Annotated in this window: 25 protein-coding genes; 21 read left to right on the top strand and 4 right to left on the bottom strand. The window is 58.0% G+C overall.

The annotated features are described in order from the left end of the window. The first annotated feature begins 24 nt into the window (after nt 1-24). The 5 genes from ACSEXS_RS21200 to ACSEXS_RS21220 all read left to right on the top strand — a co-directional run bounded on the left by ACSEXS_RS21200 (nt 25) and on the right by ACSEXS_RS21220 (nt 4,994). Complete coding sequence (locus ACSEXS_RS21200) at nt 25-1,812, top strand: ABC transporter ATP-binding protein (protein WP_438435249.1); 1,788 nt, start codon at nt 25-27, stop codon at nt 1,810-1,812. A 222-nt stretch (nt 1,813-2,034) separates the two neighbouring features. Beyond that, a complete protein-coding gene (locus ACSEXS_RS21205) occupies nt 2,035-3,390 on the top strand; it encodes a Fic family protein (RefSeq protein WP_438435250.1) in 1,356 nt (451 codons plus the stop codon). Between the two features lie 374 nt (nt 3,391-3,764). Then, the gene (locus ACSEXS_RS21210) at nt 3,765-3,989 is read left to right on the top strand and encodes a helix-turn-helix domain-containing protein (protein ID WP_438435251.1); all 225 of its coding nucleotides are present in this window, start codon (nt 3,765-3,767) and stop codon (nt 3,987-3,989) included. Between the two features lie 305 nt (nt 3,990-4,294). Further along, complete coding sequence (locus tag ACSEXS_RS21215) at nt 4,295-4,348, top strand: hypothetical protein (protein ID WP_438435281.1); 54 nt, start codon at nt 4,295-4,297, stop codon at nt 4,346-4,348. Between the two features lie 223 nt (nt 4,349-4,571). Next, on the top strand, nt 4,572-4,994 hold the full coding sequence (locus tag ACSEXS_RS21220) for a VOC family protein (RefSeq protein ID WP_438435252.1): 423 nt from the start codon (nt 4,572-4,574) through the stop codon (nt 4,992-4,994). 19 nt (nt 4,995-5,013) lie between these two features. Here ACSEXS_RS21220 and ACSEXS_RS21225 read toward each other — a convergent pair whose 3' ends face one another. Continuing rightward, the gene (locus ACSEXS_RS21225) at nt 5,014-5,835 is read right to left on the bottom strand and encodes a purine-nucleoside phosphorylase (protein WP_438435253.1); all 822 of its coding nucleotides are present in this window, start codon (nt 5,833-5,835) and stop codon (nt 5,014-5,016) included. A 337-nt stretch (nt 5,836-6,172) separates the two neighbouring features. On the opposite strand from ACSEXS_RS21225, the gene ACSEXS_RS21230 reads away from it, so the two are divergent. Continuing rightward, nucleotides 6,173-7,114, top strand: coding sequence for a phosphotransferase enzyme family protein (locus ACSEXS_RS21230; RefSeq protein WP_438435254.1), 942 nt, complete (start codon nt 6,173-6,175; stop codon nt 7,112-7,114). Here the strand turns inward: ACSEXS_RS21230 and ACSEXS_RS21235 are convergent. Continuing rightward, complete coding sequence (locus ACSEXS_RS21235; RefSeq protein WP_438435255.1) at nt 7,084-8,268, bottom strand: copper amine oxidase N-terminal domain-containing protein; 1,185 nt, start codon at nt 8,266-8,268, stop codon at nt 7,084-7,086. The genes ACSEXS_RS21230 and ACSEXS_RS21235 overlap by 31 nt on opposite strands. Before the next feature lie 208 nt (nt 8,269-8,476). Here ACSEXS_RS21235 and ACSEXS_RS21240 point away from each other — a divergent pair, with 208 nt between their 5' ends. The 6 genes from ACSEXS_RS21240 to ACSEXS_RS21265 all read left to right on the top strand — a co-directional run bounded on the left by ACSEXS_RS21240 (nt 8,477) and on the right by ACSEXS_RS21265 (nt 15,302). Continuing rightward, nucleotides 8,477-8,914 (top strand): HIT family protein, encoded by a 438-nt coding sequence (locus tag ACSEXS_RS21240; protein WP_438435256.1) that lies wholly within the window; start codon nt 8,477-8,479, stop codon nt 8,912-8,914. Next, nucleotides 8,911-9,456: a GNAT family N-acetyltransferase gene (locus ACSEXS_RS21245; RefSeq protein WP_438435257.1), complete on the top strand. Its 546-nt coding sequence runs from the start codon at nt 8,911-8,913 to the stop codon at nt 9,454-9,456. Before ACSEXS_RS21240 ends, ACSEXS_RS21245 begins: the two co-directional genes overlap by 4 nt. Before the next feature lie 101 nt (nt 9,457-9,557). Continuing rightward, on the top strand, nt 9,558-9,998 hold the full coding sequence (locus ACSEXS_RS21250) for an RrF2 family transcriptional regulator (protein ID WP_438435258.1): 441 nt from the start codon (nt 9,558-9,560) through the stop codon (nt 9,996-9,998). 143 nt (nt 9,999-10,141) lie between these two features. Continuing rightward, a complete protein-coding gene (locus ACSEXS_RS21255) occupies nt 10,142-10,540 on the top strand; it encodes a hypothetical protein (RefSeq protein WP_438435259.1) in 399 nt (132 codons plus the stop codon). Nucleotides 10,541-10,592: 52 nt separating this feature from the next. Next, a complete protein-coding gene (gene trxA, locus ACSEXS_RS21260; protein WP_438435260.1) occupies nt 10,593-10,910 on the top strand; it encodes a thioredoxin in 318 nt (105 codons plus the stop codon). 429 nt (nt 10,911-11,339) lie between these two features. After that, nucleotides 11,340-15,302 carry a fibronectin type III domain-containing protein gene (locus tag ACSEXS_RS21265; RefSeq protein WP_438435261.1) on the top strand — a complete coding sequence of 1,321 codons (3,963 nt, stop codon included), beginning with the start codon at nt 11,340-11,342 and terminating at the stop codon, nt 15,300-15,302. Nucleotides 15,303-15,351: 49 nt separating this feature from the next. On the opposite strand, the gene ACSEXS_RS21270 is transcribed toward ACSEXS_RS21265, so the two are convergent. After that, nucleotides 15,352-15,900 (bottom strand): DUF1700 domain-containing protein, encoded by a 549-nt coding sequence (locus ACSEXS_RS21270; RefSeq protein WP_438435262.1) that lies wholly within the window; start codon nt 15,898-15,900, stop codon nt 15,352-15,354. Nucleotides 15,901-15,916: 16 nt separating this feature from the next. Further along, nucleotides 15,917-16,246, bottom strand: coding sequence for a PadR family transcriptional regulator (locus tag ACSEXS_RS21275; protein ID WP_438435263.1), 330 nt, complete (start codon nt 16,244-16,246; stop codon nt 15,917-15,919). Nucleotides 16,247-16,448: 202 nt separating this feature from the next. On the opposite strand from ACSEXS_RS21275, the gene ACSEXS_RS21280 reads away from it, so the two are divergent. The 9 genes from ACSEXS_RS21280 (at nt 16,449) to ACSEXS_RS21320 (ending at nt 26,990) form a co-directional block, all read left to right on the top strand. Next, nucleotides 16,449-17,213, top strand: coding sequence for a vWA domain-containing protein (locus ACSEXS_RS21280; protein WP_438435264.1), 765 nt, complete (start codon nt 16,449-16,451; stop codon nt 17,211-17,213). Further along, the gene (locus tag ACSEXS_RS21285) at nt 17,197-18,120 is read left to right on the top strand and encodes a protein kinase domain-containing protein (protein WP_438435265.1); all 924 of its coding nucleotides are present in this window, start codon (nt 17,197-17,199) and stop codon (nt 18,118-18,120) included. The genes ACSEXS_RS21280 and ACSEXS_RS21285 overlap by 17 nt, the downstream gene beginning before the upstream one ends. Before the next feature lie 30 nt (nt 18,121-18,150). Beyond that, the gene (tilS, locus tag ACSEXS_RS21290; protein WP_438435266.1) at nt 18,151-19,584 is read left to right on the top strand and encodes a tRNA lysidine(34) synthetase TilS; all 1,434 of its coding nucleotides are present in this window, start codon (nt 18,151-18,153) and stop codon (nt 19,582-19,584) included. A gap of 78 nt (nt 19,585-19,662) precedes the next feature. Then, nucleotides 19,663-20,202 (top strand): hypoxanthine phosphoribosyltransferase, encoded by a 540-nt coding sequence (gene hpt / locus ACSEXS_RS21295; protein ID WP_438435282.1) that lies wholly within the window; start codon nt 19,663-19,665, stop codon nt 20,200-20,202. A 107-nt stretch (nt 20,203-20,309) separates the two neighbouring features. Then, a complete protein-coding gene (ftsH, locus tag ACSEXS_RS21300) occupies nt 20,310-22,346 on the top strand; it encodes an ATP-dependent zinc metalloprotease FtsH (protein ID WP_438435267.1) in 2,037 nt (678 codons plus the stop codon). Between the two features lie 206 nt (nt 22,347-22,552). Then, nucleotides 22,553-23,491, top strand: a complete 939-nt coding sequence (gene nadA, locus ACSEXS_RS21305; protein ID WP_438435268.1) for a quinolinate synthase NadA — start codon at nt 22,553-22,555, stop codon at nt 23,489-23,491. 75 nt (nt 23,492-23,566) lie between these two features. Further along, nucleotides 23,567-25,246, top strand: a complete 1,680-nt coding sequence (gene nadB, locus ACSEXS_RS21310) for an L-aspartate oxidase (RefSeq protein ID WP_438435269.1) — start codon at nt 23,567-23,569, stop codon at nt 25,244-25,246. Nucleotides 25,247-25,347: 101 nt separating this feature from the next. Then, nucleotides 25,348-26,229 (top strand): carboxylating nicotinate-nucleotide diphosphorylase, encoded by an 882-nt coding sequence (gene nadC, locus ACSEXS_RS21315; protein ID WP_438435270.1) that lies wholly within the window; start codon nt 25,348-25,350, stop codon nt 26,227-26,229. Next, nucleotides 26,226-26,990 carry a type III pantothenate kinase gene (locus ACSEXS_RS21320; RefSeq protein WP_438435271.1) on the top strand — a complete coding sequence of 255 codons (765 nt, stop codon included), beginning with the start codon at nt 26,226-26,228 and terminating at the stop codon, nt 26,988-26,990. The genes nadC and ACSEXS_RS21320 overlap by 4 nt, the downstream gene beginning before the upstream one ends. Nucleotides 26,991-26,994 lie beyond the last annotated feature (4 nt).

The following is a 26,994-nucleotide window of genomic DNA, read 5'->3' on the forward strand; positions in this document are numbered from 1 at the left end:
TAGAGGATAAAGGCGGGGAATACGATGGCCAAAACCGAACCGTCCCTGGATTACGCCAAATGGTTCCAGGCCGAGCAGGAAGAGCGCGACGGCAAGCTGAATCCCGTTCGGCTGTTGTCGCACTTGCTTGGCGAGCATAGGAAGAAGCTTGCTTTGTCGCTTGGCTTTTACGTGTTGAAAACGTCGCCGGTCTGGGTTCTGCCCGTCGTCACGGCCAACATCATCAATATCGTCACCTACCCCGGACGCCATACCATGGCGGATTTTTGGGCGAATTTTGCGGCGATCTTCCTGGTCATCCTGCAAAACATCCCCACCCATACCCTGCACATCAAGTATCTGAGCCAGGCGGTGCGCCAGGTGGAGGCGGGGCTGCGCAGCTCGCTCGTGCGCAAGCTTCAGCAGCTTTCCCTCGGCTACCATGGGGACATGAACGCGGGGCGGCTGCAATCCAAGGTGCTGCGCGACGTCGAGGCGATTGATTTTCTGTCCCGGCAGCTGCTGATGACCCTGATCCCGGCGGGCATCAACCTGCTGGTGGTCGTCGTGCTCACCCTGTACCATAGCTGGATGGTGGCGCTGTTCTTCGCCCTGATGGCGCCGATGGCGATCCTGCTCGTCCGGATCTTCCGCGGCAAAATGTCCAAGAACAACCGCGAAGTGCGCCGCAACATCGAAGAAATGTCCGGCAAGGTCTCCGAGACCGTCGAGATGATCCCGGTCACGCGGGCCCACGGGCTGGAGGAAGTGGAGATCCGCAAGGTGGACGCGGCTCTGGAAAACATCCGGCAGCGCGGGCATCTGCTCGATGTGATCGAAGCGTATTTTGGCTCGTCGAGCTGGGTCGTGTTTCAACTCTTTCAGGTGACCTGTCTGTTCTTCACGGCCTTCCTGGCCCACCAGGGCTATATGGAAGTCGGCGACATCGTCATGTACCAAGGCTTTTTCTCGATGATCATCGGGTCGGTGACCTCGATCCTGAACGTCTACCCTAACCTGGTCAAAGGCATGGAGTCGCTCCATTCCGTATCGGAGGTCATGCTCTCCAACCAGACGGAGGAGTACAAAGGACGGCTCAAGCCGGAAGAGCTTCGCGGCAGCTACAGCTTCCAGGGTGTCGGCTTCCGCTATACGGAATCGGACCGGCATGTACTGGAGGATTTCACGCTGATGGTGCGCGAAGGCGAGACGATCGCTTTTGTCGGCGAGTCGGGCTCGGGCAAGTCGACGATCCTGAGCCTCATCATCGGTTTCTACAAGCCGCAGGCCGGTACGATCTTCGTGGACGGCATCCCGATGGAGGAGCTCAGCATGCGCCGCTATCGCAAATCGCTTGCCATCGTGCTGCAAAACAACATTCTGTTCTCCGGCACCATTCGCGAGAACATCACGTATGGGCTTCCGAACATCACCGAAGAGCAGGTGCAGCAGGCGGTGGAGATGGCCAACCTGCAGGACGTCATCGACAGCCTGCCGCAGGGGCTGGACACGCGCGTCGGCGAGCACGGCGGCAAGCTGTCCGGCGGCCAGCGCCAGCGCATCGCCATCGCCCGGGCGCTCGTACGCGACCCGAAGATCATCATCCTCGACGAAGCGACCTCCGCGCTCGACAACGTCTCGGAGCGGCATGTGCAGAATGCCATCCACCAGCTCATGCAGGGCCGCACGACCTTCATCGTCGCCCACCGGCTGTCCACCATCCAGAACGCCGACCGCATCGTCGTGATGAAGAAAGGCCGCATCGCCGAGATCGGCACCTACGACGAGCTGCTCGCGAAGCAAGGGGAATTTTACAAGCTGAAGAACATGTAAAAGGGATGGAAACGGCCCGTATGCCTTGGTGCATGCGGGTTTTTTGGTGTGACAAAATTTTCCGGTGGTGTGGTATAGTGGGGTGAGTAAATATTGATCAAGGAATTACATGATATATTTTATTGTGAAGTTTATTAAGTGAGATGAAATACAAGTTATAACGCAAAATTATGTAAAAACAAGTACAAAAATAATTAAAATAAGGTGATTTTAGTGACGATAATGGAAGAATACTATCAATTACCATCATACCAACCGAATGACGATCTTTTATTAAGCATTAACGGAATTCAGGGAATTATTAATAATCTTAATGCTCGAAGAGATAGGGGCCTAAACCCGAACCTAAAAGAAAAAATTATGCGACACCTTAAAATATCACATGTTTATAATAGTAATGCAATCGAAGGGAATATTTTAAGTCTCCGCGAAACTGAACTTATACTTGAAAACTTAACTGTAAATGAAAGGCCCTTCAAGGATCAAGTCGAGGCTAGATCACTAGGCGTGGCTATTGATTATCTATATGGATTAATAAATGGTAATGAACCAATTAATAAAGTTAGCTTGCTTAATGTTCATCGATTAATTTTGGGGGAAATTGATATTAAATATGCTGGGACGACAAGAGAAGAGAATGTAATAATTAGTAAATCAGTACACACCCCACCTAAATGGGAATATATTAATGATCACCTTGATGATATGTTTAAATGGTACGACAGAGAAAAAAATATTTCACCAATAATAAAGGCAGCAATTCTTCATCATTGGATAACTTGGATACATCCATTTAAAGATGGAAATGGAAGAGTTAGTAGATTAATGTTGAATTTCCATCTACTACAGTATGGGTTTCCAGAGGTAGTTATTAGAGTTGAAGATAGAGATCGCTATTATAATGCTTTAAGTGAAGCAGATGCTGGCGACATCACGTTATTACTAGAGTTATTGTGTGATAAACTATATGAATCTGTTTCAATATATGAGCAATTCATGAACGAGGAAATTCGGGAAAAAGAATGGGTGGAGAAATTCTCTAGGAGGGTGTTTGACCAAAAGATTGAATCAGCAAGATATAATTATGAAGTTTGGAAATCTTCAATGGAGGTATTCAGAACAAGATTTATACAAACTGTAAACGCCATTGATAGTCAGCTCGAAAACATAAATATGTATGTAAGAACTTATGACATAATTTCATTGCATCAGTATTTGGATATCATCGAAAATAGAAGTGTTAGTAATACTTGGTTTTTTAAGTTAAGAATTAAGGAATTCAATGGCGATGATATTACATTTATTTTCTACTTTGAACGTTGGTGGCCCCAAAAGGCATCACATTATAAACAAAATCCGTTAATAAAAATGTTTATTTCTGTAGTTCAAGGAGGTCACTCTAAGAGGCTCGATAATTCAGTTGATCTTGTTAATGTTGGTGTGATGAAAGATCGACTCGTAATAGGGTTGAGGGATAGAGATATTAGAAATCGCGTTAAATCAATGGAATCTTTACCGGGTCCAATAATTACAGAGTTTATTGATCAAATTTTATTGAGCTATTTTAAGTTTAAGTAGGTATCATTATAATTTATCTACAATATGTTCTAATGAATGTAGACTGCCAAGCTTCGAGGAGTACGCGCCTATCCTGGCGTATTCCCTGTTTTCCACCCATCCATAGTGAGTTTCGGATGAGGAGATCGAGCTTCTGGAAGAAGTGATCCAATTATATGGATAATCCTCTTTCTTGTGGAAACTGTCGGCTTTTGACGAAGCAAGGTATAATGACGAAGAAAATTCGAACAACACGCGATCCGGCCTTAGACAACGATATCTCAGGCAGGGTCGTTTTGTTTTTCTGGGATGTTGAACACCTTTTATCCGTCTTAGAAAGTCCTGCTCCTGGTTAGAAATGAAAATAACCGACTACGAACGAAGGGGGGGATGGCATGATTAGCTACAAACCCTTGCAGAAGTTGCTGATCGATCGGGGTATCAAAAAGCAAGAAATCATCAAGCTGACGGGGGTATCCTCGGCGACGATGGCAAAGCTGAACAACAATGGGTATGTTTCCTTGGAAGTCATCGATAAGATTTGCTCGGCGTTGGGGTGCCAGCCCGGTGATATATTGGAACATCTGCCGGACCGGTCCGATTTGAATGGACACCATTAGAAATTCATCAAACCATTCATTTGGGCTACGACGTGCGGTTCCTTAACATCTAGGCGTTTTCCAACGGGGCGAAATTCGGCACATTCGTGTCCTGCTGATCAATCGGGACGAGGGGCGGACGGCATGCCTCCCCAAACCACAAAACCCAATTCCATCCTGCGGTCCTTCCCGGATAAAAATAACCCAATGATTGGTTATTGTGGTATAATTTAATGGCAATAGGATGGCAATATGGGCGGTCGGCTATCCTCTCGGAAGGGAGGTTATGCCTTGTGGAGGTATACCAGGCACTGAGCTTAATGTTCATGTTCGGCATGTTCATTATGGCGCTGCTGTCATACCTAAGCAAAAAGAAATAGGCCGCCCGCGGTAGGGATTCGGCCCATTTCTGCTGATGATCCTATTGGAAGCCACCGCCCTTAGAGCGGCTATTGCCAAGGAGCCGTGTTCCAGCACGGCTCTTTAGCATTTTAAGCTTCTTCAGGAGATAGTATACCACACTGTTTTTTACAATATAATACGTTTTTTCGGTGGAATTGTGATTTGTTGTATCTTTTACCCAAAGGAAACGGGGGAGAAACCTTGATTCAGTCCATTGTCCACATCGCCTTGGTCGTGAAGGACTACGACGAGGCCATCGAGTTCTACACGAAGAAGCTTCATTTCACCCTAATCGAGGACACGTACCAGCCGGAGCAGGACAAGCGCTGGGTGGTGGTGGCCCCTCCGGGATCGGTCGGAACGACGATCCTGTTGGCGCGGGCGTCGAAGCCGGAGCAGGAGCCCTTTGTCGGCAACCAGTCGGGCGGCCGCGTCTTTCTGTTCCTGAACACGGACGACTTTTGGCGGGATTACCGCGACATGCAGGAGCAGGGAATCGAGTTCGTCCGGCAACCGCAGGAGCAGCCCTATGGCTGGGTCGCGGTCTTTAAGGACCTGTACGGCAACCTCTGGGACCTGCTGCAATTGAAAGAGGACCACCCGATCGCAAAACGGATCAAGTAAGGTCCTCTCCAGGAATCGTCTATTCCATCTTTTCCAGGACGCCTTTCACCAGTTGAACGAAGGTGGTGCGGACTTTGCCGGCCACTTCGAGAACTTCTTCATGGTTCAAGGGCTGATCCAGGATGCCGCAGGCCATGTTGGTCAGGCAGGAAATGCCCAGCACCTTCATTCGCCCATGGGCGGCCACGATCGCTTCCGGTACCGTGGACATGCCGACCGCGTCCGCGCCGAGTGTGCGAATCATCCGGATTTCGGCCGGAGTCTCGTAGGCGGGGCCGCTCCACCAGGCGTAGACGCCTTGTTGGAGGGTCAGGTTTTGCTCCTCGGCGACCTGCAGCGCCAACTGGCGCAGGCCCGGATGGTACACCTGGGACAGGTCGGGGAACCGGGTGCCCAGCTCGTCGTTGTTGGGTCCGATCAAGGGATTCGTACCGACCAGGTTGAGGTGGTCTGTAATCAGCATCAGGTCCCCGGGATGGAACGCGGTGTTGACCGCGCCGCAGGCGTTGGTCAGGATGAGGCTTTCCACGCCCAGCGCCTTCATGACCCGCACGGGAAACGTCACTTCGTCCAGGCTGAACCCTTCGTAATAGTGGAACCGTCCCTTCATGGCGACGATCGTTTTTCCTTGGAGCTCCCCGATGACCAGCTCGTTGGCGTGACCCGCCGCTTCGGACTTGGCAAAATGGGGGATGTCGCTATAGGGGATTCGGTAGGGATTTTCGATTTCATCGGCAAGCGTACCCAAGCCGGACCCGAGGATCAGTCCGACGGTAGGACGGTAGTTCGTTTGACTCCGGATCAGATCCCGGACTTCGTTAATCTCTTGCGATTGGTGCATGATCGACTCTCCCTCTGCGTGAAGTCGTGGATGGAACCACTGTGGAGCGATTCCAGTGTAGTCGATAGGCGAGGCAAAGTAAACCTGGCACATCCTGAGTACCGAAGCAAGGCGAGGCTACGGAACGGGAGTGTGGATCGAGTTGTATGACCAATTACTTCGGGAAGGGAAGTCCCCCCCTCCTTGTTCTATGCCAACCCGGCCGCAAGATCGGTATATAAAAACTTGGGCATGACGGAAGTATGTGAATGGCGTATCATTGCGTTAAAAAAGTAAGTGAGACCTAACTTCGGCTTATTCAGTACACGAGATGAGATGATACATGGGAGGATATCCATTGACCGAGAAACTGAACATATTGGATCAACTGAATCGCCACTACAATGTCTACCTGGACGAGATCGAGCTGCTGCGCGAGGGAGGCAGCAAGGCCTACCGCGTATCCAGCGGTAACGAACGATATTTCCTGAAGGCGGTTTCGCCGGTGTTCCGGGATACGGTCAAGGCTTCCCTGGAGGTTCTCTGCTATCTGGATCGGAGCGGGGTGGCCGTACCGCCGGTTCTGGCGGCCCGAGACGGTCTGGCATACATGGAAACGAACGATTCCGGCGAAGACCGGCTCTACGCCTTGTTCGGCTACGTCGAGGGCCGGGAACCGGAAGAGGACGAGGCGGTGGAGGAGATCGGCGCCGCGGTCGGGAAGCTCCATCGGACGATGGACGGGTATCCCGGCGAGCTGCGGGAGCAAGAAAAGGCCTTCTTCATCGGCCGCTACTTGGATATCCTGGAGCGTAAACAATACCCCGAGCCCAAGCTGGCCCGGTTCCGCGACTACGGAGACGAGCTGTGGGAGCGGGTGAGCCGGTTGCCGCGCGGCTACTGCCACGGCGACCTGCATCGGGGTAACGTCCTGCTCCAGGCCGAGGGGGAACCGGTTCTACTCGACTTCGATTCCTCCTGCCGGGCTTATCCGATGTTCGATATCGCGACCTTTTGCGACGCGACGGATTACTTCCGGTTCGATCCGGAAGGTTATGGGAAGGCGGCGGCCGTCCTGGAGCGGTTTCTCGCCGGCTATACGAAGCACCGGAGCCTCGCGGCCGACGAGATCCGCTCTTTCACCGATTGGATCGCCATCCGGCATTATCAGCTGCAGGCGACCATCCTGGAGCTGTACGGGATCGACGCCGTGGATGAGACGTTCCTCGACGGACAGCTCGATTGGCTGATGCGCTGGCGGGAGCAGGATCAGTCGCTGTCCGGCCGGGGGATTTCGTAGGTTACTGTCTCTTCGGTATGGGTGAGCGGATGCTTATAGCGAAAGATCAGCTTCTGCCCATCCCGCCGGAGGAACGTCAGACCGTCGCTGGGGTAGTCAACAGCGGTCCATTCCCAGCCGTCAATGATCTTTTGATCTTCAACCGGCACCAGCTTCCGGTAGAGGAGATCGGCGGTATCTGTGCGCAAGTCGATGCCAATGAGCGTATAGACTCCATTGGGTCGGACGAGGAGGTAGTCGTCGAAGACCTGTTCGACGGTGAAGACGTCATCCAGCCCGGTGATTTGTGGCAGGTCCACCTCGCGGAGCACCGTTCCTTGGCTGTTTTCCAAGCGGAGCCGCTTCCCGTCGAACAGAAGGGCGCGGTTATCGAAGCTTAGCGGATTGACGGGGTTTAAGGAAACCGCCCGCATGTGAGTCTGATATACGGCCACAGAAGTATCGACCGCTTTCCGCCCGTTCACGAGCACCCGGTAGTCGGCGTAGAAGATGCCGGGTTCTCCATAGTTGATGGTGAACGAGGCGAGAACCGCACCGCCGTTCAGCTTGCGGACTTGCAGCTCGGCTTGGTGAATTCCGTACTTGACCCGGGGCAGCGAGGTCGGCACGACCACCGGCATAGAAGTCGCCTCATCCAGGTAGGTGACCGTCCGCTTGAGCGAATCGAACCAGACCAGGGTTCCCTGATCGGATGCTTTCCAATACCGCGAAGCGGAGTGCAGCTCGATCGTGCGGTCGGCGGCGTCCCAACCGGCCTGGACACCGAGAAGCCCGGCAAAATCCTTGAGCGGAACGAAGATTCGTCCGCTCCGGCTGATGGCTTTGTGCGTAAGCGTCACCGGTTTGCCGTTCAAGCTGAGGCGATAGGGCGAGAGGGAGAGCGTCAGGCGGCCCGATGGACTTAAGTAGACGGCAGTTTGAGTCCTTTCGTCCCATTTCAATTCGTCGCTGAGAAGCCGGGCTAAATCCCGAACATGGACATACGTGGTTCCGTTCAGCAGGATCGGGGGTTGGCTCACCGGATTGGTGTATTCATCGTTCAAGGTGATCGTAATGCTAGGCGGGGAAGCCTCATCTGCGGCATGTGCGGGTACTGCGCCACTGAATACCAAGCTGCCGCTGAGCAGAAAAAGCAGTGCGGTTGTCTTGTTCATCTTTGGTTCGTGCCTCCATTTCCCCTTGCAATTGGAATTTGCCTTCCTCCCATTAACGACGGCACGGGCCTCCAAGTTGCAGAGTCGGAGAGGGGACGACAACTATTCGGCCACGGGCGTCCACTTCCGGTCGTCTTCCCATTGGTAGGATCGAAGGAAGAAATTGGACATATGTAGCTGTTTATCCGAAGCGGAAAGAGGGATGACCATGGAATGCTTAGGTTGCCGGATCGTGCACCAATTGGAGCCCGCGGTGAACGTTGTCTATGAAACGGAGAGCGTCATCGCCGTGCTGGATATTGATCCGTTCAACGACGGCCATTTGCTGATTTTGCCAAAATCCCATTATGTCGAGCTTGAAGAAATGGATGAGGGGACCAGGAGGGCGATTATGGAGACGTCGGTGGAGCTGTCCCGCTTGCTGAAGAAGGCCTTTCAGCCCGATGGAATCACCGTTTGCCAGAACGGAGGGCGGTTTAACGACCTCGGCCATTATCATATGCATCTCATTCCCCGCTACGAGGGGGACGGGTTTGAATGGTCAAGCCCGAAGGAAGCCTTTAAGACGAATCGAACCCTGCGGGAGATTCAATGCCAGTTGGCGGCGGCTCAAGCAGCGTCTATAGATGGAGGAGAAACAAGATGATTCATTTGGAATCGGAGCGCTTGGCGATCCGGAATTTTACGCCGGAGGACTTCTATGATCTGCATGAGTATTTATCGCAGGAAGAGGTTTTGAAATACGAGCCGGACGGGCCGAGCGATCTGGACAATTGCCGGAAAATGGCCACCGAACGTTCTCAGGGAGAGGCCTTCCTGGCTGTCACGCTCAAAGAATCCGGCAAAATGATCGGGCATGTCTATTTGGGGCAGACCGAACCCGCACACTTCCGGACCTGGATGATCGGCTATATCTTCAACCCGTCGTTCTATGGTAACGGGTATGCAACGGAAGCCTGCCGCCGGATCATGGACCATGCCTTCGCAGAGGGGAATGCCCACCGAATCGTCGCCATGTGCAACACGGAGAACGCCCCATCCTGGAGGCTGTTGGAACGGCTCGGCATGCGCCGGGAAGGACACTTTAAGCAGGAAGGCTATTTCCGGGAATCGGCGGACGGACAGCCCATCTGGCACGATGCCTACCAATATGCGGTCCTGGCGGAAGAGTGGATGCAGCGGAGCTGAGCTGAGCGGGGCGGCAGCATCGCCTGCGGCAGCAGCTTGTTGACATTCTTAACTGTGACTAATATAATAACAGTAAGCACAACGGAAGCAGGGGAAGCGCAGTGAACAGCGAATTTACCATTGCAGTGCACAGCCTGGTCTTTCTGACCTATCAGTCCGGCGGAATGGCCACGAGCGATGAGATTGCCCATAACGTCAATACGCACCCGTCGCGTGTTCGCAAGGTCATGAGCTGTCTGCGCAAAAGCGGCTACGTTGCCACGAAGGAGGGTCTCGGCGGCGGTTACCTCCTCAGCCGAAGCCCCGGCGAGGTGACCTTGGCGGAGCTCTACGGAGCGACGTCCGTCGGCTCGATCAAGCCGGGCTGGTGCTCCGGCAGCGAGGAAGCCGAGTGCATGGTCGCCTGCCATATGGCGGAGGTCATGGACCATATCTTCGGTGAAGCGGAGCGGGAGATGCTGATCTACTTGGAGAAGCTGACGATTCGCGACGTGCTCGACCGGATTCGGTCTGCTGAGGCCCAGAAGCGCAAGCCGATGTAAGTTATGTTTAACCGGGACCATCGTCCCCCCATTCCACGGGGAGACGATGGTGAACGGACGAGTTCGCGGTTGCTGTTCTTTTTTTGCTCAAACTGTTACTGAAATCATGCCAGATTGAATTCCATGAAAGCAGGTGAACGAGGATGAATGCTTCCTATTCGGGAATGATTCAAGCGGGCGATTGGGTCGGCGGCACGTCGCAGGCGGATGAGCGGTTTATCGGCTTCGTTGATTCGCTGCTGGCGGACGGTACGGTGAAGGTGCGAGTGACGCAATCGGACCGCGAGGAACTTGCCGGAGCGCTGGTCGAGATTCGGCGCTCCAAATTGAAGAAGCTGCCGGATGCCGTTCCGTCCAGCCGGGAGGAACTGCATAGCCTGATCGAGCTCGCTTTGCAGACGCACGATGCGGAATGGTTCGCGGAGCTGAGCACCCGGCTCGGCAGCTCCCCGCCGGCGGCGAATGAGTCCCCGGCGCCGCCGCGGCAAAGCTTCCCTCCCGGTCGGCTCGGCATCCTTCCGAAGAATACACCGGGGAACTAAAGCAAGATTTTAAGCAAGAGCAAGCATTTCCATTTCGAGAGGAGCGGTTAAGATGGCTATTGTAAATGTAACGGATGCGAAGTTTCAAGATACGGTGATGAAGGACGGTGTCGTGCTGGTCGACTTCTGGGCGCCTTGGTGCGGTCCCTGCAAGATGATCGCGCCGATTCTGGAGGAGCTGAGCGACAAGCACGGCGACGCCGTGACCATCGCCAAGCTGAATGTGGACGATAACCCGGAGACGGCGGGCCGGTACAACGTGATGAGCATTCCGACGCTGAAGGTGTTCAAGAATGGCGAAGAAGTCGGCACCTATATCGGACTTCGTCCGCTGGCGGAATTGGAGCAAGTGGTACAGGCGCAGCTTTGATCCGCGACGTACGATAGACAGGGTCCGATGCGACCCGGACGAACCGCCCCGGCTACAGCCGCGGGCGGTTTTGCTTTTTTCGTAACCGAGAACCTTTCTCCGGTTTGTTTTATGAACATACCTAATAATCGCTAACGAAAACCATAAGTTAGCACAAAAAGATACAATAAAAACTAAATTGATCCATTTAAACCGCTTTCATTTACCTGTATTTTGATTATACATTCATTTCCATATCGAGCATCTCCCCCTCTGGCCAAAGAGAAACGGCCCGACCTGCCGCCTTTTGAAAGCGATTGCTGTTCGTTCGTCGGGATGGTATTCCGTTCGGTTCTTTTTTCTATCCCTAGTCATGGTCGGAAGGGGGGCAGCCGCTATAAGCCTCAGGGACGGAAATTTGAATAATAAATTCCTTCTGGAGGTTAGGAAATGAAAAGAGTATTCATCTGCTGGTTGGTGCTGGGACTGTTGGTCGGCTTGTTGCCCCATTCATCTGTAAGCGCTGCCACGAACGTGGCGTTGGCCAAATCCGTATCGGCCAGCTCGGTGGAAGATTCCGGGAAGGCGGCCGCTTATGCGGTGGACGGCAATGCTTCGACGCGGTGGTCCTCCCAGTATTCGGACCCGCAGTGGATCACGATTGACCTTGGTGCTGCAACGACTGTGAACGGAGCGATGTTGAATTGGGAGGTGGCGTACGGGAAGTCCTACCAGCTTCAGACTTCCCTGGACAACCAGAATTGGACGACGGTTTATACGACAACTAACGGCGACGGAGGCATCGATAATATTGGGTTTACCGCTACGAGCGCCAGGTATGTCAAGATGAACGGCCTGGCGAGGGGGACATCCTATGGATATTCCCTGTGGGAATTTGAAGTCTATGCGGCCGGAGGCACAGGAGACACCTCGTCGCCTTTCGCACCGGCCAATCTGGCCGCTTCTTCCGTAACGGACACGACGGTCGGCTTGAGCTGGTCGGCCGCGACGGACAACATCGGCGTGGTCGGCTATGACATTTTCAAAGGCTCGGTTCTGGTCGGGTCCACCACGGCGACGTCCTTCGTGGTAACCGGACTCACGGCCAAGACGGCTTACTCCTTTACCGTAAAGGCCCGGGATGCGGCGGGCAATGTGTCGGCTTCGAGCAACGTGGTTACGGTCACGACGATTTCGGCGAGTACGGACATCGTATCGGGTGCGGTGTATAAGCTGACGGCTCGGCACAGCGGCAAAAACCTGGATGTGGAGGGGGGCTCCGCCGCCGACGGGGCCAAGGTTCAGCAGTGGACAGACAATGGGAACGCTCAGCAAAAGTGGAAGGTCGTCGATGTCGGCGGCGGGTATTACAAGCTGCTTGCCGAGTCCAGCGGAAAAGCCTTGACGGTGGCGGGAAATTCCACGGCCGATGGCGCGAGCGTCCAGCAATGGACGGACACCGGCGGCTCGAATCAAAAGTGGAAGATCGTAAGCTTAGGCGACGGCTCCTACAAGCTGCTCGTCGAGTTCAGCGGCAAGGCACTGGATGTCATCGGGGGCTATACGAATGATGGGGCGGCCGTCCAGCAATGGACCGACAACGGCAATGCTCAGCAAAAGTGGGTATTCACGCGGGCGGAATCGACCGCCGACACCACGCCGCCGACCATGCCGACGAATCTGCAAAGCGTCGCGAAGACGAGCACCTCGGTAAGTCTCGCTTGGACGGCGGCCACGGACAATGTGGGCGTTACCGGCTACGACATTTACAACGGCACGGCGCTGGCCGGCTCCAGCAGCACGACGAGCTTCACGGCAACGGGCCTTTCGCCCGGCACGGCGTACAGCTTCACCGTTAAAGCAAAGGATGCCGCCGGCAATGTCTCGCCCGCGAGCAGTGTCGTCCAAGTCACCACGGATTCCGCTGCCGCGCAAACCGGCTTCTACATCAACGGTACCACGCTGTATGATGCGAACGGCAATCCCTTTGTGATGAGGGGCATCAATCACGCGTACACCTGGTACAAAGGTCAGGAGTCGGCGGCGATCCCTGCCATCGCCCGCACCGGAGCGAATACGATTCGTCTCGTGCTCTCCGACGGTCAGCAATGGACGAAGGACGGCCTGGCGGCGATCCAAAATCTGATCACGTTGGCGGAGCAGAACAAGCTGGTCGTCATACTGGAGGTCCATGACGGCACGGGGTCCGACAGCGCCGCAGTGCTGGATAACATCACCAACTACTGGATCGAAATGAAGAGCGCCTTAATTGGCAAAGAAAAGACGGTCATCCTGAACATCGCGAACGAATGGTTCGGCACGTGGGATGGGGCCGGCTGGGCGCAAGGCTACAAGGCGGTCATTCCGAAGCTTCGGAACGCCGGGATTCGGAACACGCTCCTGGTGGACGCGGCCGGTTGGGGGCAGTACCCGAAGTCGATTTTCGATTACGGCAAGCAGGTCTTTAACGCCGACCCGCTTCAGAATACGATGTTCTCCATTCATATGTACGAATACGCCGGAGGGGATGCCGCCACGGTGAAGAGCAACATCGATCAGGCGCTGAATCAGAATCTGGCGCTGGTCATCGGAGAATTCGGCATCCGGCATACGAACGGGGACGTGGACGAGGCGACGATCATGAGTTATTCCCAGCAAAAGGGGGTGGGGTACCTCGGCTGGTCCTGGAAGGGAAATGGTTCGGGGCTGGAATACTTGGATATGTCCAACGACTGGCAGGGTACCTCTTATACGGAGCAGGGACACGCCATTATCGAGGGAGTGAATGGCATACGGGCGACCTCCAAGCTCAGCACGGTATACGGCGGCGGCTCTACGGATACGCAGAAGCCCTCCGCGCCCGCCAATCTGACCGGAACCTCTCCAACCTTCTCGACCGTCGCGCTAAGCTGGATCGCGTCCACGGACAATGTGGGCGTATCGGGCTATAACGTCTACCAAGATGGGGCGCTGATCGCGATCAGCCCGTCACCCGCTTATACGGTGACCGGGTTAAAGGGCAGTACGGCTTATACCTTCTCGGTCAAAGCCGTGGACGCGGCCGGGAATCTGTCCGATGCCAGCAATGCCGTCACGGTGAAGACGCAGGCCAGCAACGATCAAACGCCGCCCACCGCTCCGGCCGGGCTGACGGCGATCCCTTCGATTACCACGGCGGCGCTGTCTTGGACCGCGTCCACGGACAATGTCGGCGTCGCAGGCTATACCATCTGCAAGAATGGGGTGGAGGTCGGGACGAGCACGACGACAAGCTATGTGGTCTCCGGTTTGACCGGACGTACGGCCTATACCTTCACGGTCAAGGCGTTTGACGACGCGAACAACCGGTCGGGAGCGAGCAACGCGGTGACCGTGACGACGGGCGACCCGAACCAGACCCCGCCGATCGACCCGGGAATTCTCGACGATTACACCGGCTGGTACGTCGGGATCAACGGAGCCGACAAGCCGGCGTCCACGGTGGCAAAGCTTGCTCCCTTGGACGGCGGCGGCCTGCAGCTCGCGTTTGACCTGAAAGCCGAGAATTATCCCGGCATTCAGCTCGACCCCAGTCCGGCGGCCGACTGGAGCTCGCATCAGACGATGAATCTCGTCCTGACGAATCCGAATGCCGCGGAGCTTCAACTGCAGCCGATCGTCAAGGACGGGGCTTGGAGCTGGGTTGAGCTGGGCTCTTATTTGAAGATTCCGGCAAAAACCACCATTCTCGCTGCGGTTCCCCTGGATAAGCTGGTCAATAAGCAGGTGAACCGGATCATCCTCCGCGTCCAGAGCGGCAGCGGCGGGCTCGCCGGAAGCCTGCAACTGCATGCGGTCGATTTCGACCTGACGGCGGGTGCCTATGCCGCAACCCTGGCCGAGATGAACCGGCCGAAGTCGGCCAGCTATTACCCTTGGACCTTCGTGGACTCCGCCTTCACGGGGACCCTGTCCGGCGGACTCGTCGAAGAAAAGCTGATCGTACAGTACGGCTCTTCGCTGAATGATTCGGTCGCGGCCGGCGTGGCGACGGAGACGAAGCCGGGCCTTGGCGTAGGAGACGACTGGTCGCAGTATTCGAGCGTCTCCTGCACCCTGACCAACACCAGCGCGAACGCCATCCATGTGTCGCTGGTACTGCGGACGGGCGGTGGTTGGGTCTGGCAGGAAACCGGCGGGCAGACCCAGACCGATTCGGCGGCCGAGCGGGTGCTCGCGCCGGGAGAATCGGTAGATGTCACCTACGATTTCCATGCGCCGGTCTGGAAATCGGCTGCGACCGGGTGGATACACCAGGCCGCCGTATCCGGCTTGACGGATATCCGGGCCGTGGAATTCAAGGTCTATCCGGGCTCGGGAACGGCCGTGGCCCCGGGAACGCTGACGATTGCGAATTTTCAAGTGAATTTCTAGCCTCCGATTGCCTGAGCAACCTGCCGGCCGCTGCCGGCGGGTTGTTTTTTTATCTCGGCAGCAACTTGCGGTGCTGCCGGGCGACGAACCGGATATAGCGGAGCAGCAGCCGATGCGCGCCGTAGGCGATGGCGCCCAAGAAGAGAGCGATGAGGAGCGAATACGGCAGGCTCCAGGCAGCGGGCACGTCATTGGGGCCGAACAGGCTCATGCTGACCCAGCTCGCTCCGAGGGTACGCACAAGTCCGGCAAACGGCGCGATCACGGCGACGAAGCCGAAGCCGTAGGCGACGGTGGCGATGACCGGGACGAGCATGGCGCTGAGCAGGCCGGTGGTGCTGTAAAAGCCGATCAGATGAAAAACCTTCATCAAGGACATGCGTCCTCCGCTTTGCAGGAAATAGTCGCTCTGATACGCTCTCGCCAGCCGAACCGGGTCGCCCAACCGGCGCAGGATCGCTTCCTCCGACAAGCCGTCGGCCAGACCGTCGGCGATGGTGCTGTCGATCTCCCGGATCGCATCCAGGCGTTCCTCCTCCGGAACATGACGGAGCCGATCGCCGAACACTCTCAGATAGGTGTCTCTAGTCCACTTCACAAGCTTTTCCTCCTTGTTATTCGTCCTGCAGGTCCTGAACGGCCTGCGTAATCTTCGTCCATTCGCGGGACATGGACGTCAGCAGCTCTTGTCCGCTCGGCGTCAAAGAATAATACTTGCGGGGTGGACCGGCCGGCGACTCCTTCCAGCTCGACTCGATGAACTTCTCTTTCAGCAGCCGGCGCAACAAAGGATAGAGCGTTCCTTCGGTCACCGCGAGGAAATCCCAGCGGTTCAGGGTCGTCACCAGCTCGTATCCGTAGCGGGGGGCCACCCCGATCAGGCGCAGCACGCAAAATTCCAGCAGCCCCCGGCGCACCTGGGAAACCCATTCGGTCATTTCCATGTCTTTCTCCCCTTTGGCAACAATGTACCATACAGTACCTTGCTGTGTACAGTACTGTTTTTGGTTTTTCGTTGAATTGGCGATTCCCGGCAGGACTGGCGGAAGCGGGACCCGGGTTTAAAGGCCGTCATGCGTTCGCTCGTTTAGATCTCTCTCTGAAAGGCAAGACTGGAAGAAGAGAGACTAAGAGGAGGCGGCAGAGATGAAACAGATTATCCTGATCACGGACGGCTGCTCCAATGTCGGCGTGAGTCCGGTGGTGGCGGCGGCGCACGCGCTGTCGGAGGGAATTACGGTGAATGTGGTCGGCGTCGTCGACCAAGGGGAGATCGGCGAGCTCGGCTCGGAGGAAATTCGCGAGATTGCCCGCTCGGGCGGCGGGTTGTCCCGGCTCGTCGGCTCGGCCACCTTGTCGCAGACGGTGCAAATGATGACGCGCAAGACGGTATCGCATACGATCCGGCAGGTGGTCGGAGCCGAGCTGAAGGCGATCATGGGCGAGGAGTCGGCCGAGCTGACCGACCTGCCGCCGGACAAACGGGCCAAGATCGTCCAGGTGATCGACGAGATGGAGGAGACGGCGCCGCTCGAAGTGGCGCTGCTCGTCGATGCGAGCGCCAGCATGAAGCCGAAGCTCACCGCCGTCCGCGAAGCCGTCCGCGATCTGATGAAGAGCCTGGAAGCCCGCTCCGGGGAGAGCCGGCTGGCGGTGCTGCGGTTTCCGGGAACGGGCGGGGAAGAAGTCCGCGTCGAGCAGGCCTGGTCGAACCGCCTTGCAAAAGTGGGAGAGTTATTCTATAACATTAACATGAAGGGGACGACTCCGACCGGCCCAGCTCTACTTCGCACCGTGCGCTATTTTGCGGAAGGAGAAGGGAAGGGCGGATTGCCGGCTGAGGGCGTTCCGGGATCATCCGCCGCTCGCCGGCTGACGAAGGACGGGATCTGGAGTGACTACGTCGTATAAGCCCGAACCGGCCGCCGGCAGCCTCCTGACAGGCAAATGGAAGGGGCGCCCCTACCGGGTATTGGGCAAGCTGGGCGAGGGCGCGAACGGGGCCGTTTACCTGGTGTCCGGCGGCGGCCGCCGGTTCGCGCTGAAGATCGGCCTCGACGCGGCCGATGTCCAGTCCGAGGTCAACGCGCTGACCGCGATCACCTCGGGAGCGGGGCCGCTCGCCGGGTTTCTCGTCGATACCGACGATTTTGTCTGGCGGGGAACGAGCTACTCCTTCTACGTGATGAAGTACGTGGAGGGCAAACAGTCCTCGCAGTTTCTGGACAAGGAAGGGCCCGAATGGCTCGGCGTCATCGGGCTGAAGCTGCTGGCTCAGCTCGCCCATCTGCATGAGCGCGGCTGGGTGTTCGGCGACCTGAAGACCGAGAACGTGCTGGTCTCCGCCTACGGGGACGCCCATCTCGTCGACTTCGGCGGCTTGTCGCCGATCGGCCGCTCGGTCAAACAGTTTACCGAAATCTACGACCGCAGCTACTGGAACGCCGGCACCCGCACCGCCGACCCGGGGTACGACCTGTTCTCGTTCGGCGTGCTCTGCTTGCGGCTCTTGAACGCGGGCGGCGAATGCTTCCGCCCCGGTCTCCTGCCGCAGAACCGCAGCCCCGAGCTGCTCCTGCGCGCCGCCGAGACCACTCCGTCCTGCCGGCCTTATCTGCCCTGCCTCCGGCGGCTCCTCACCGGAGGCTATTCGTCGAGCCGGGAAGCTTTCGAGGATTGGCGGGCGGGCATCTATTCCCGCTATGCCCGGCCGCGGGGGAGCGGCGGCGCGCTCGGCTTCGGCTTCAAGACGGGAATTGCCGTGTCGGCGATTCTTTTTCTGTCGGTGGTGTATTTATATATACGGGATCTGCTCTGACCGATCCGGATGCGAAGGGGTACGAATGGAATGCTGACGGCCAAGATGCGCAACCATATTCGCGAGGAAGGCTTGCTGCGGCCGGGAGAGCATGCGGTGGTCGCCGTCTCCGGCGGACCCGACTCGATGGCGCTGCTGCATCTCTTGTGGCGGCTGTCCGGAGAGCTCGGCTTCGCCCTGACCGTCGCGCACGTCAATCACGGCTTCCGGGGGGAGGAATCCGACGAAGAAGAGCGGATGGTGGAGGCTTACGCCCGCGGGCTGGGGCTTGCTTTCCGGGTCGCTCATCTGGATATGCCCGCCTACATACGCGACACCGGAAGAACCGGGCAGGCCGCTTCCCGCGAGCGGCGCTATGCGTTCCTGGCGGAGACGGCCGCCGACTGCGGAGCGGCTAAGATCGCGCTGGCCCATCACGCCGACGACCAGGCGGAGACGGTGCTGATGCGCGTGCTGCGCGGAACCGGCCCCCAGGGTCTGTCCGGCATGCTGGCCGAACGAAGTTTTGCGAATGTGGAACTTATCCGGCCCTTGCTTCGTATAAACAAAGAAGCTCTTGTCGGCTATTGCCGGGACGAGGGAATTCCTTACCGCATCGACAGCAGCAATGCCAAGCGGCACTATACCCGCAACCGGCTGCGCCTCGATACGATGCCGCTCCTGCGTCAGTACAATCCTCGGCTGGAGGATGCGCTGGTCCGTCTCGCGGACGTCATGCAGGGCGAGAACGCCTATCTGACGGACGCGGCGAAGGCGGCCTTCGACTCGCTCGTCCGGCCGGAAGACGGCGGTTTTGCCTTTTCCCGCAAGGCTTTCCAGGGCCTCCATCTCGCTTTACAAAGGCGGTTGATTAAACTACTATTAGATTATCTTGCCGTCGGACCGGACCAGCAGGATGATTTTGGCTACGTGTTGACCGAGGGAATCCGCCTTGCGGTCTTGCGCGTTGGACCGCCGAACGCGTCGCTCGATCTCGCGGCGAATTTGCGGTTTTACCGCGAGTACGACCGGATTCTCATCGCCGCTCCGCACCATCCCGAACCGTTTCTTCATTATATAACGGAAGAAGCGGCGACGGCGGGAACAGGCGGAGCCTGGCAGCTCGTCCTGCCGAACGGGCGGACGCTCCGGGCCGCCGTCGCCTCGGACCGCAACGTTTTGCCGGCGGAGGGGCGAAATGGCCGCGACCGTGCCATTTTTGACTGCGACAGCCTGGTATTTCCGCTTACGGTGCGTACTCGCCGGGAGGGCGACCGCATCCGCCTGATGGGATTAAAGGGCGTCAAAAAAGTAAAAGATATCTTCATTGACGAGAAGCTTCCTTCCCGCGAGCGGGCGGTGTGGCCGGTCGTGACGGACGGCGAAGGAAGGGTTCTTTGGCTTCCCGGCATACGTCAATCGTCGCACTCCACCGTGACGGAGGAGACCTCGCGTTATCTGGGGATGACGTTCACGGGGCCGTGAAGGCGGTTTTCGGTCCGAATGCATCACCGCATCCATTCATAGGATAATTTGTAGGAGGGGCAACCGTTGCAAAACGACATGCAGAACGACATTAAGGAAATCATGTACAGCGAAGAACAGATTGCGGCCAAGATCCAGGAGCTCGGGGAGACGATCAGCCGCGATTATGCGGACAAAAACCTGTTTGTCATCTGCGTCCTGAAGGGCGCGTTCATTTTTATGGCCGACCTTGTGAAGACCATCCGCATCCCGCTTGAGCTCGACTTCATGGCGGTGTCCAGCTACGGCGCCTCCACCCGTTCGTCCGGCGTCGTCCGGATTATCAAGGATTTGGACGTGCCGGTGGAAGGCCGCGACGTCCTCATCGTGGAAGACATCATCGACAGCGGCATGACGCTGAGCTACCTGATCGAATTGCTCCAGGGCCGCGACGCCAAGTCCGTCAAGGTGGTGGCGCTGTTCGACAAGCCCGCCCGCCGTACGGTCCCGCTGCAGCCCGACTACCGCGGCTTTGAGATTCCCGACGAATTCGTCGTCGGCTACGGCCTCGATTATGCCGAGAAGTACCGCAATCTTCCTTATGTCGGCATCCTCAAGGAATCGGTGTATTCCGATTGAATTTACGGATTTTGTTCATTCCCGCCGCGTCCCGCCGGCACCTCGGTTCAGTTGAGAAGCCAAAAGACGCTGTGGTAAAATAAAACAAGCATGAGAGGAGGTTGGGGATGAATCGAATCCTCCGCAGTACCGGATTCTATTTGCTCATCATTTTAGTCATTATCGGAATCGTGCGCGTCATCAGCACCCAGAACGAGATCGAAGTGACGAAGCCTTACAGCGAATTCCGGAATGAACTGCAACATATAGTCGATCAATCCAAGACGAATAATATCGCCAAGCTGGCTGTTCAGCCCGATCAAGGCATGTACGACATCCACGGAACCTACGACGACGGCAAGACGTTCCGCACCGTTGCCCCCGCGACCGAGGAGACGGATAAGCTCATCGGGGCTCTCACCGATACGGCCGAGAACCAGAAGAAGGAAGTTCAGTACAACTATGTAAAAATGCGCGGCACCAGCATTTGGGTGACGTTCCTCGGCTCCATCTTCCCGCTCGTGCTCATCTTCATCCTGTTCTTCTTCATGATGAACCAGGCGCAGGGCGGCGGCGGCAAAGTGATGAACTTCGGCAAGAGCCGCGCCCGCCTTTACAATGAAGAGAAGAAGCGGGTCACGTTCGAGGACGTGGCCGGCGCAGACGAAGAGAAGCAGGAGCTCGTCGAAGTTGTCGAGTTCCTCAAGGACCCGCGCAAGTTCGCGGCGGTCGGGGCCCGCATTCCGAAGGGCGTGCTGCTCGTCGGACCTCCGGGAACCGGTAAGACGCTGCTCGCCCGCGCCGTGGCCGGGGAAGCCGGCGTTCCGTTCTTCAGCATCTCCGGCTCCGACTTCGTGGAAATGTTCGTCGGCGTAGGCGCCTCCCGCGTCCGCGACCTGTTCGAGAACGCCAAGAAGAACGCGCCCTGCATCATCTTCATCGACGAAATCGACGCCGTCGGCCGCCAGCGCGGAGCCGGACTCGGCGGAGGCCACGACGAACGCGAACAGACGCTGAACCAGCTGCTCGTCGAGATGGACGGCTTCGGTGCGAACGAGGGCATCATCATCGTCGCCGCCACCAACCGCCCGGATATTCTCGACCCGGCGCTGCTGCGTCCCGGCCGCTTTGACCGGCAGATTACGGTGGACCGCCCCGACGTCAAGGGCCGCGAAGCCGTGCTCAAGGTTCACGCCCGCAACAAACCGCTCGCCAAGGATGTCCGCTTGGATACCCTGGCCCGCTATACCACCGGCTTTACCGGTGCGGATCTGGAAAACCTGCTGAACGAATCGGCGCTGATCGCCGCCCGCCGCAACCGCAAGGATATCTCCATGGCGGAAGTGGATGAAGCCTACGACCGCGTCATCGTCGGTACGCAGAAGAAGAGCCGCGTCATCAGCGAACGCGACAAGAAGACGGTCGCCTTCCACGAAGCCGGCCATGCGATTGTCGGGTATTACGAACGCAATGCCCAGATGATCCACAAGGTCACGATCGTGCCCCGCGGACGGGCAGGCGGTTACGTCATGATGCTGCCGAAGGACGCGGAGGACCCGCTTGTAGTCACCAAGTCCGAGCTGCTTGACCAGGTGACCGGGCTGCTCGCCGGACGCGTATCCGAAGAGCTGTTCATCGGCGAGATCGGAACCGGCGCTTACGACGACTTCCGCAAGGCAACCGATATCGTCCGCCGCATGATCGTCGATTACGGCATGAGCGAGAAGCTCGGCCCGATGCAGTTCGGCCACACCCAAGGAGGCCAGGTGTTCCTCGGCCGCGACCTGGGTCACGAGCAGAACTACAGCGACGCCATCGCTTACGAGATCGATCAGGAAATGCAGCAGATGATCCGCCGCTGCTACGAACGGGCCCGCGAGCTGCTGCAGATGCACTCCGACAAGGTCCATCTGGTGGCGAAGACCCTGCTTCGCCGCGAGACCCTCGACAAGGATCAGATCATTCAACTGATCGAGAAGGGCTTCATCGAAGGCGAGGAAGCCGTGGATGTCGAGGCTACGCCGACCGCCGCCCCCGGCTTTGCCGAGGACGTGAAGGTCAACATCCAGAGCCAGGATCAGGACAGCAGCTCCAACCGGTTGGGGGACATCGGCCGTGGTCCGGGAAGCACACCCGAGGACGGAGAATCCACCGACGACAAGTAAGCCATTCGAACTCTGACATGACCGAACATGAGAGCCGGACTTCCATCGGAAGCTCCGGCTTTTTAAATGGGCAGACGGACCGTTCTGCTCTTTCAGTGATAAAAATCACACCAAACGGCGGATTCCCGCCCTCCCCGCGTTGACACCCGCCGCAAGTTTCTGTAAATTAGGTTTAAATTCATTTCATACAGCCAGGGGATGGTCGAATGGAAGCTCTCGCGCTAGAGCGCAAGGAACAGCAGAACCGAGAGCTCAAGGAGCGGATTCTGCGGCTGAAGCAGGAGAAGAACGCGATTATACTTGCTCATTATTATCAGCGGGACGAGGTTCAGGAAGTGGCCGATTTCCGCGGCGACTCGTTCCTTCTCGCTCAGAAGGCGGCAAGCACGGACGCGGAGGTCATCGTCTTCTGCGGCGTCCATTTCATGGGAGAGAGCGCCAAGATTCTCGCTCCGAACAAGACGGTGGTAATTCCCGACGAGCGGGCGGGCTGCCCGATGGCGGATATGGTCGGCGTCGAGGGCCTGCGGGCGCTCAAACGGCAGCACCCGAATGCGGCGGTGGTGGCGTACATCAACACCTCGGCCGATGTGAAGGCGGAGACGGACATCTGCTGCACATCCGCCAACGCCGTCCAGGTGGTCAATTCCGTCGAGGCCGACGAAATCATCTGGGTTCCGGACAAAAACCTGGGCAACTATGTCTCCAAATTCACAAACAAGAAGATGATCCTCTGGGAGGGGTACTGCAACACCCATGACATGCTGACGGTTAAGGATGTCATGGAGATGCGGGAGAAATACCCGAACGCCGAGTTCGTCGTTCATCCCGAATGCCGGCCCGAGGTCGTGAAGCTGGGCGATTTCGTCGGAAGCACGACCGCCATCCTGAAATATTGCAAGGAATCCCCGGCGAAGGAGTTCATCGTCGGTACCGAGGACGGGGTCGGCTACCAGCTCCGCCTCGACAGCCCGAACAAGGCCTTTCATTTTGCCACCAAGTACCTGGTCTGCCCGAATATGAAGGTCAACAACCTCAAGAAGGTCGCCCAGTGTCTGGAGACCTTGTCTCCCGAGATCTATGTGCCGCCGCAAGTCGCGGACAAAGCCAGACAATCTCTCGAGCGCATGCTGCTGGTGAAGTAGCATGCGCTGCTTCATGTCTTCCCGGCTTAGGCCACGTTCCCTATCAACTACAACGAGTAAAGACAGGTGAAGGCAATGATTCCACGGTATTTGACGGACGTTTCCTGGCAGGACCTGCCCCGGCACGAATACGGGACCCTCGTCATCGGCTCGGGAGTGGCCGGACTGTACACGGCCATCAAATCGGCCAAGTTCGGCAAGGTATTGATGATCACCAAGAAGGCGCTCGACGAGAGCAACACCCGGTACGCCCAAGGCGGCATCGCGGCGGTGATCGCCGACGAGGATTCGCCCGATTTTCACCTCCAGGATACGCTGATGGCCGGTGCGGGCCTGTGCGACGAGGATGCCGTCGATGTGCTGGTCCATGAAGGACCGGCCCGGGTGAACGAGCTGATCCGCCTGGGCACGGAGTTCGACCTGGAAGACGGCGAGCTGGCGCTTACCCGCGAGGGGGCGCACAGCCAGCGGCGGATTCTGCATGCCCACGGCGATTCGACCGGAGCGGAGATCGTCCGCGCGCTTGCCCATCAGGCCCTGGAACAGCCGAACCTGGAAATCTGGAACGATCACTTCGTCATCGACCTGCTGACCGTAGGCGGGGAATGCTTCGGCGCGCTGGTTCAGCGGCCGGACGGAAGCCGGATCGCCGTGTTCGCCAAGGCGACCATTCTCTGCTCCGGCGGTGCGGGACAGCTCTACCGCTACACGACCAACCCGGAGATTGCCACTGCCGACGGCATCGCCATGGCTTACCGGGCGGGAGCCGAGGTGCGCGACATGGAGTTCGTCCAGTTTCACCCGACGGCGCTGAGCTATCCCGGCGCTCCCCGGTTCCTCATCTCGGAGGCGGTCCGCGGCGAAGGGGCCTACCTGCGCAACGCCCACGGCGAGCGCTTCATGGAACGCTACCATCCGCTTCTGGAGCTGGCGCCGCGCGATGTCGTGGCGCGGGCGATCCTCGACGAGATGGCGCGGACGAAGACGACCTTCGTCTACCTCGACATCACGCACGAGCCGCGGGAAAAGGTGCTGCACCGGTTCCCGATGATCTACACCACCTGCCTGCATTACGGGCTGGACCTCACCTCGGACTGGATTCCGGTCGCTCCGGCCGCGCATTACATGATGGGCGGGGTCAAGACCGATCTGTACGGAGAAACTACCCTTAAGCGATTGTTTGCCTGCGGCGAGGTGTCCTCGACGGGAGTTCACGGCGCAAACCGGCTGGCGAGCAACTCGCTGTCCGAGGCGCTGGTGTTCGGCAAGCGGATCGTGAAGAAGCTGACCGAGCTGCCCGCACTGGAGCTGGCGAAGCTTCCGGGCGGGTTCACCGACCGGCTGACCATGGCGCTGCGCAAGGATGTGCCGATGACGCCGGTGGTCGAGAAGAAGCTCAAGCTGCAGAAGGTGATGCTCCGCCAAGTGGGGCTCGTTCGGACGGAGGAGGGCCTGGAGAAGGCCATCGAAGAACTGAAGCGCTTGACCTCGCTGTTCGAGTCCCGGCTCACCAAGCGGGAGGAATACGAGTTCGCCAACATGCTCACCGTTTCCCTGTTGATCGCCGTGGCGGCGCAGATTCGCGAGGAAAGCCGGGGCGGCCATTACCGCAGCGACTTCCCGTCGCCCGACGATGCCGGCTGGCGCAGGCATATCGTCTTCCAACGCGAAGGCGGCACCTTCGTCGAGCCGGTCCGGCCGCGAATCGCAGCGGCAGAGCCGTCCGGCGAGCTTCCGGCGGCGCAGGCCCAGTGACGAAGGCCCGGTAACGGCAACCGTGACGCCCAGGCCCACAAGTCGCAGGCGGCTCCGTGAGGGCCGCCCCTATTCCAACCAAATGCAGGAGTGACCATCCCATGCAAGCCTCTCTCTTGGAGCTATATAAACCGAACCTGATCGAATCGATCCGCCACTGGCTGGAGGAGGACATCGGCACGGGCGACGTGACCACGCTGTCGACCATCCCGGCGGACAGCGTCTCGACCGGCATCATCCATGTCAAGGAAGACGGCATTCTGGCCGGTCTTCCGGTTGCCGAGGAAGTCTTCCGCGCCGTCGACCCGGCGCTCGTCTTCGAGGCCCGCGCCGCCGAAGGCGGGCCGCTCCGCAAAGGCGACCTGATCGCCGTCGTCAGCGGCAGCACCCGCAGCATTCTGCTGGGCGAGCGGCTGGCGCTCAATCTGCTCCAGCGGCTGTCGGGGATCTCCACCCGCACCCGCTCCTTCGTGGATGCGCTGGAGGGACTCCCGACGCGGCTCGTGGATACGCGCAAGACGACGCCCGGCCATCGCCTGCTGGAGAAATACGCCGTCCGGGTCGGCGGCGGCCACAATCACCGCTTCGGCCTGTATGACGCCGTGATGATCAAGGACAATCACATCAAGGGAGCGGGCGGCATCTCTGCCGCGGTGCAGGCGGCGCGGGCCAGCATCCCCCATACGATGAAGATCGAAGTCGAAGTCGAGAGCTTCCCGCAGCTCGACGAGGCGCTCGCTGCGGGAGCCGACATTATTATGCTGGACAACATGAGCGTGCCGGATATGACGGAAGCGGTGAAGACCATCCGCTCGTCGGCTCCGCATGTCATCGTCGAAGCCTCCGGCAACGTCAACCTGAACACGATTCGGGGAATCGCTTCTTCCGGCGTGGATGTCATCTCGGTCGGCCGGCTGACGTATTCGGTGAATGCCCTCGACATCAGCCTGGACCTGAACGAACGGAAGGAGAGCTCGCTGTGATCCTCGTCGTCGACGTCGGCAATACCAATATTGTGCTCGGCCTGTACCGGGGCAAGGAGCTGCTGCACCATTACCGGATCAGCACAGACCGGACCGCTACCACCGACGAATACGGGATGAAGATCTACAGCTTGTTTCAGCACGCGAATGTGAAGGTGGAAGAGATCGAGGGGGTCATCATCTCCTCCGTGGTTCCGCCGCTCATGCACACCCTGGAGAAGCTCTGCGACAAATACCTGGGGCGGACGCCGCTCGTCGTCGGCCCCGGCCTGAAATCCGGGCTCAACATCCGGTACGAGAACCCGCGCGAGGTGGGAGCTGACCGCATCGCCAACTCGGTGGCGGGAATCGAGCTGTACGGCGCCCCGCTGATCGTCGTCGATTTCGGTACTGCGACCACCTTCGATTACATCGACGAGCAGGCCCGGTACCTTGGCGGAGCCATCGCTCCCGGCATCGGCATTTCCACCGAGGCGCTCTACGAGCACGCGGCCAAGCTGCCGCGCATCGAGCTGGCGCGGCCCAAAAGCACGGTCGGCCGCAATTCCGTCGCCTCCATGCAGGCGGGAATCATCTTCGGCTTTGCCGGGCAAGTGGACGGCATCGTCGAGCGGATTTGCGAGGAATTCGCAACGGCCCCGACCGTGGTCGCCACCGGCGGCCTGGCCGGGATGATCGCATCCGAATCGCGGACGATTCAGATCGTCAATCCGCTGCTGACGCTCGAAGGGCTTCGGCTCATCTACATTCGAAACGTATAAGGAG

The sequence above is a fragment of the Gorillibacterium terrae genome (assembly GCF_051594785.1).
Classification (GTDB): domain Bacteria; phylum Bacillota; class Bacilli; order Paenibacillales; family NBRC-103111; genus Gorillibacterium.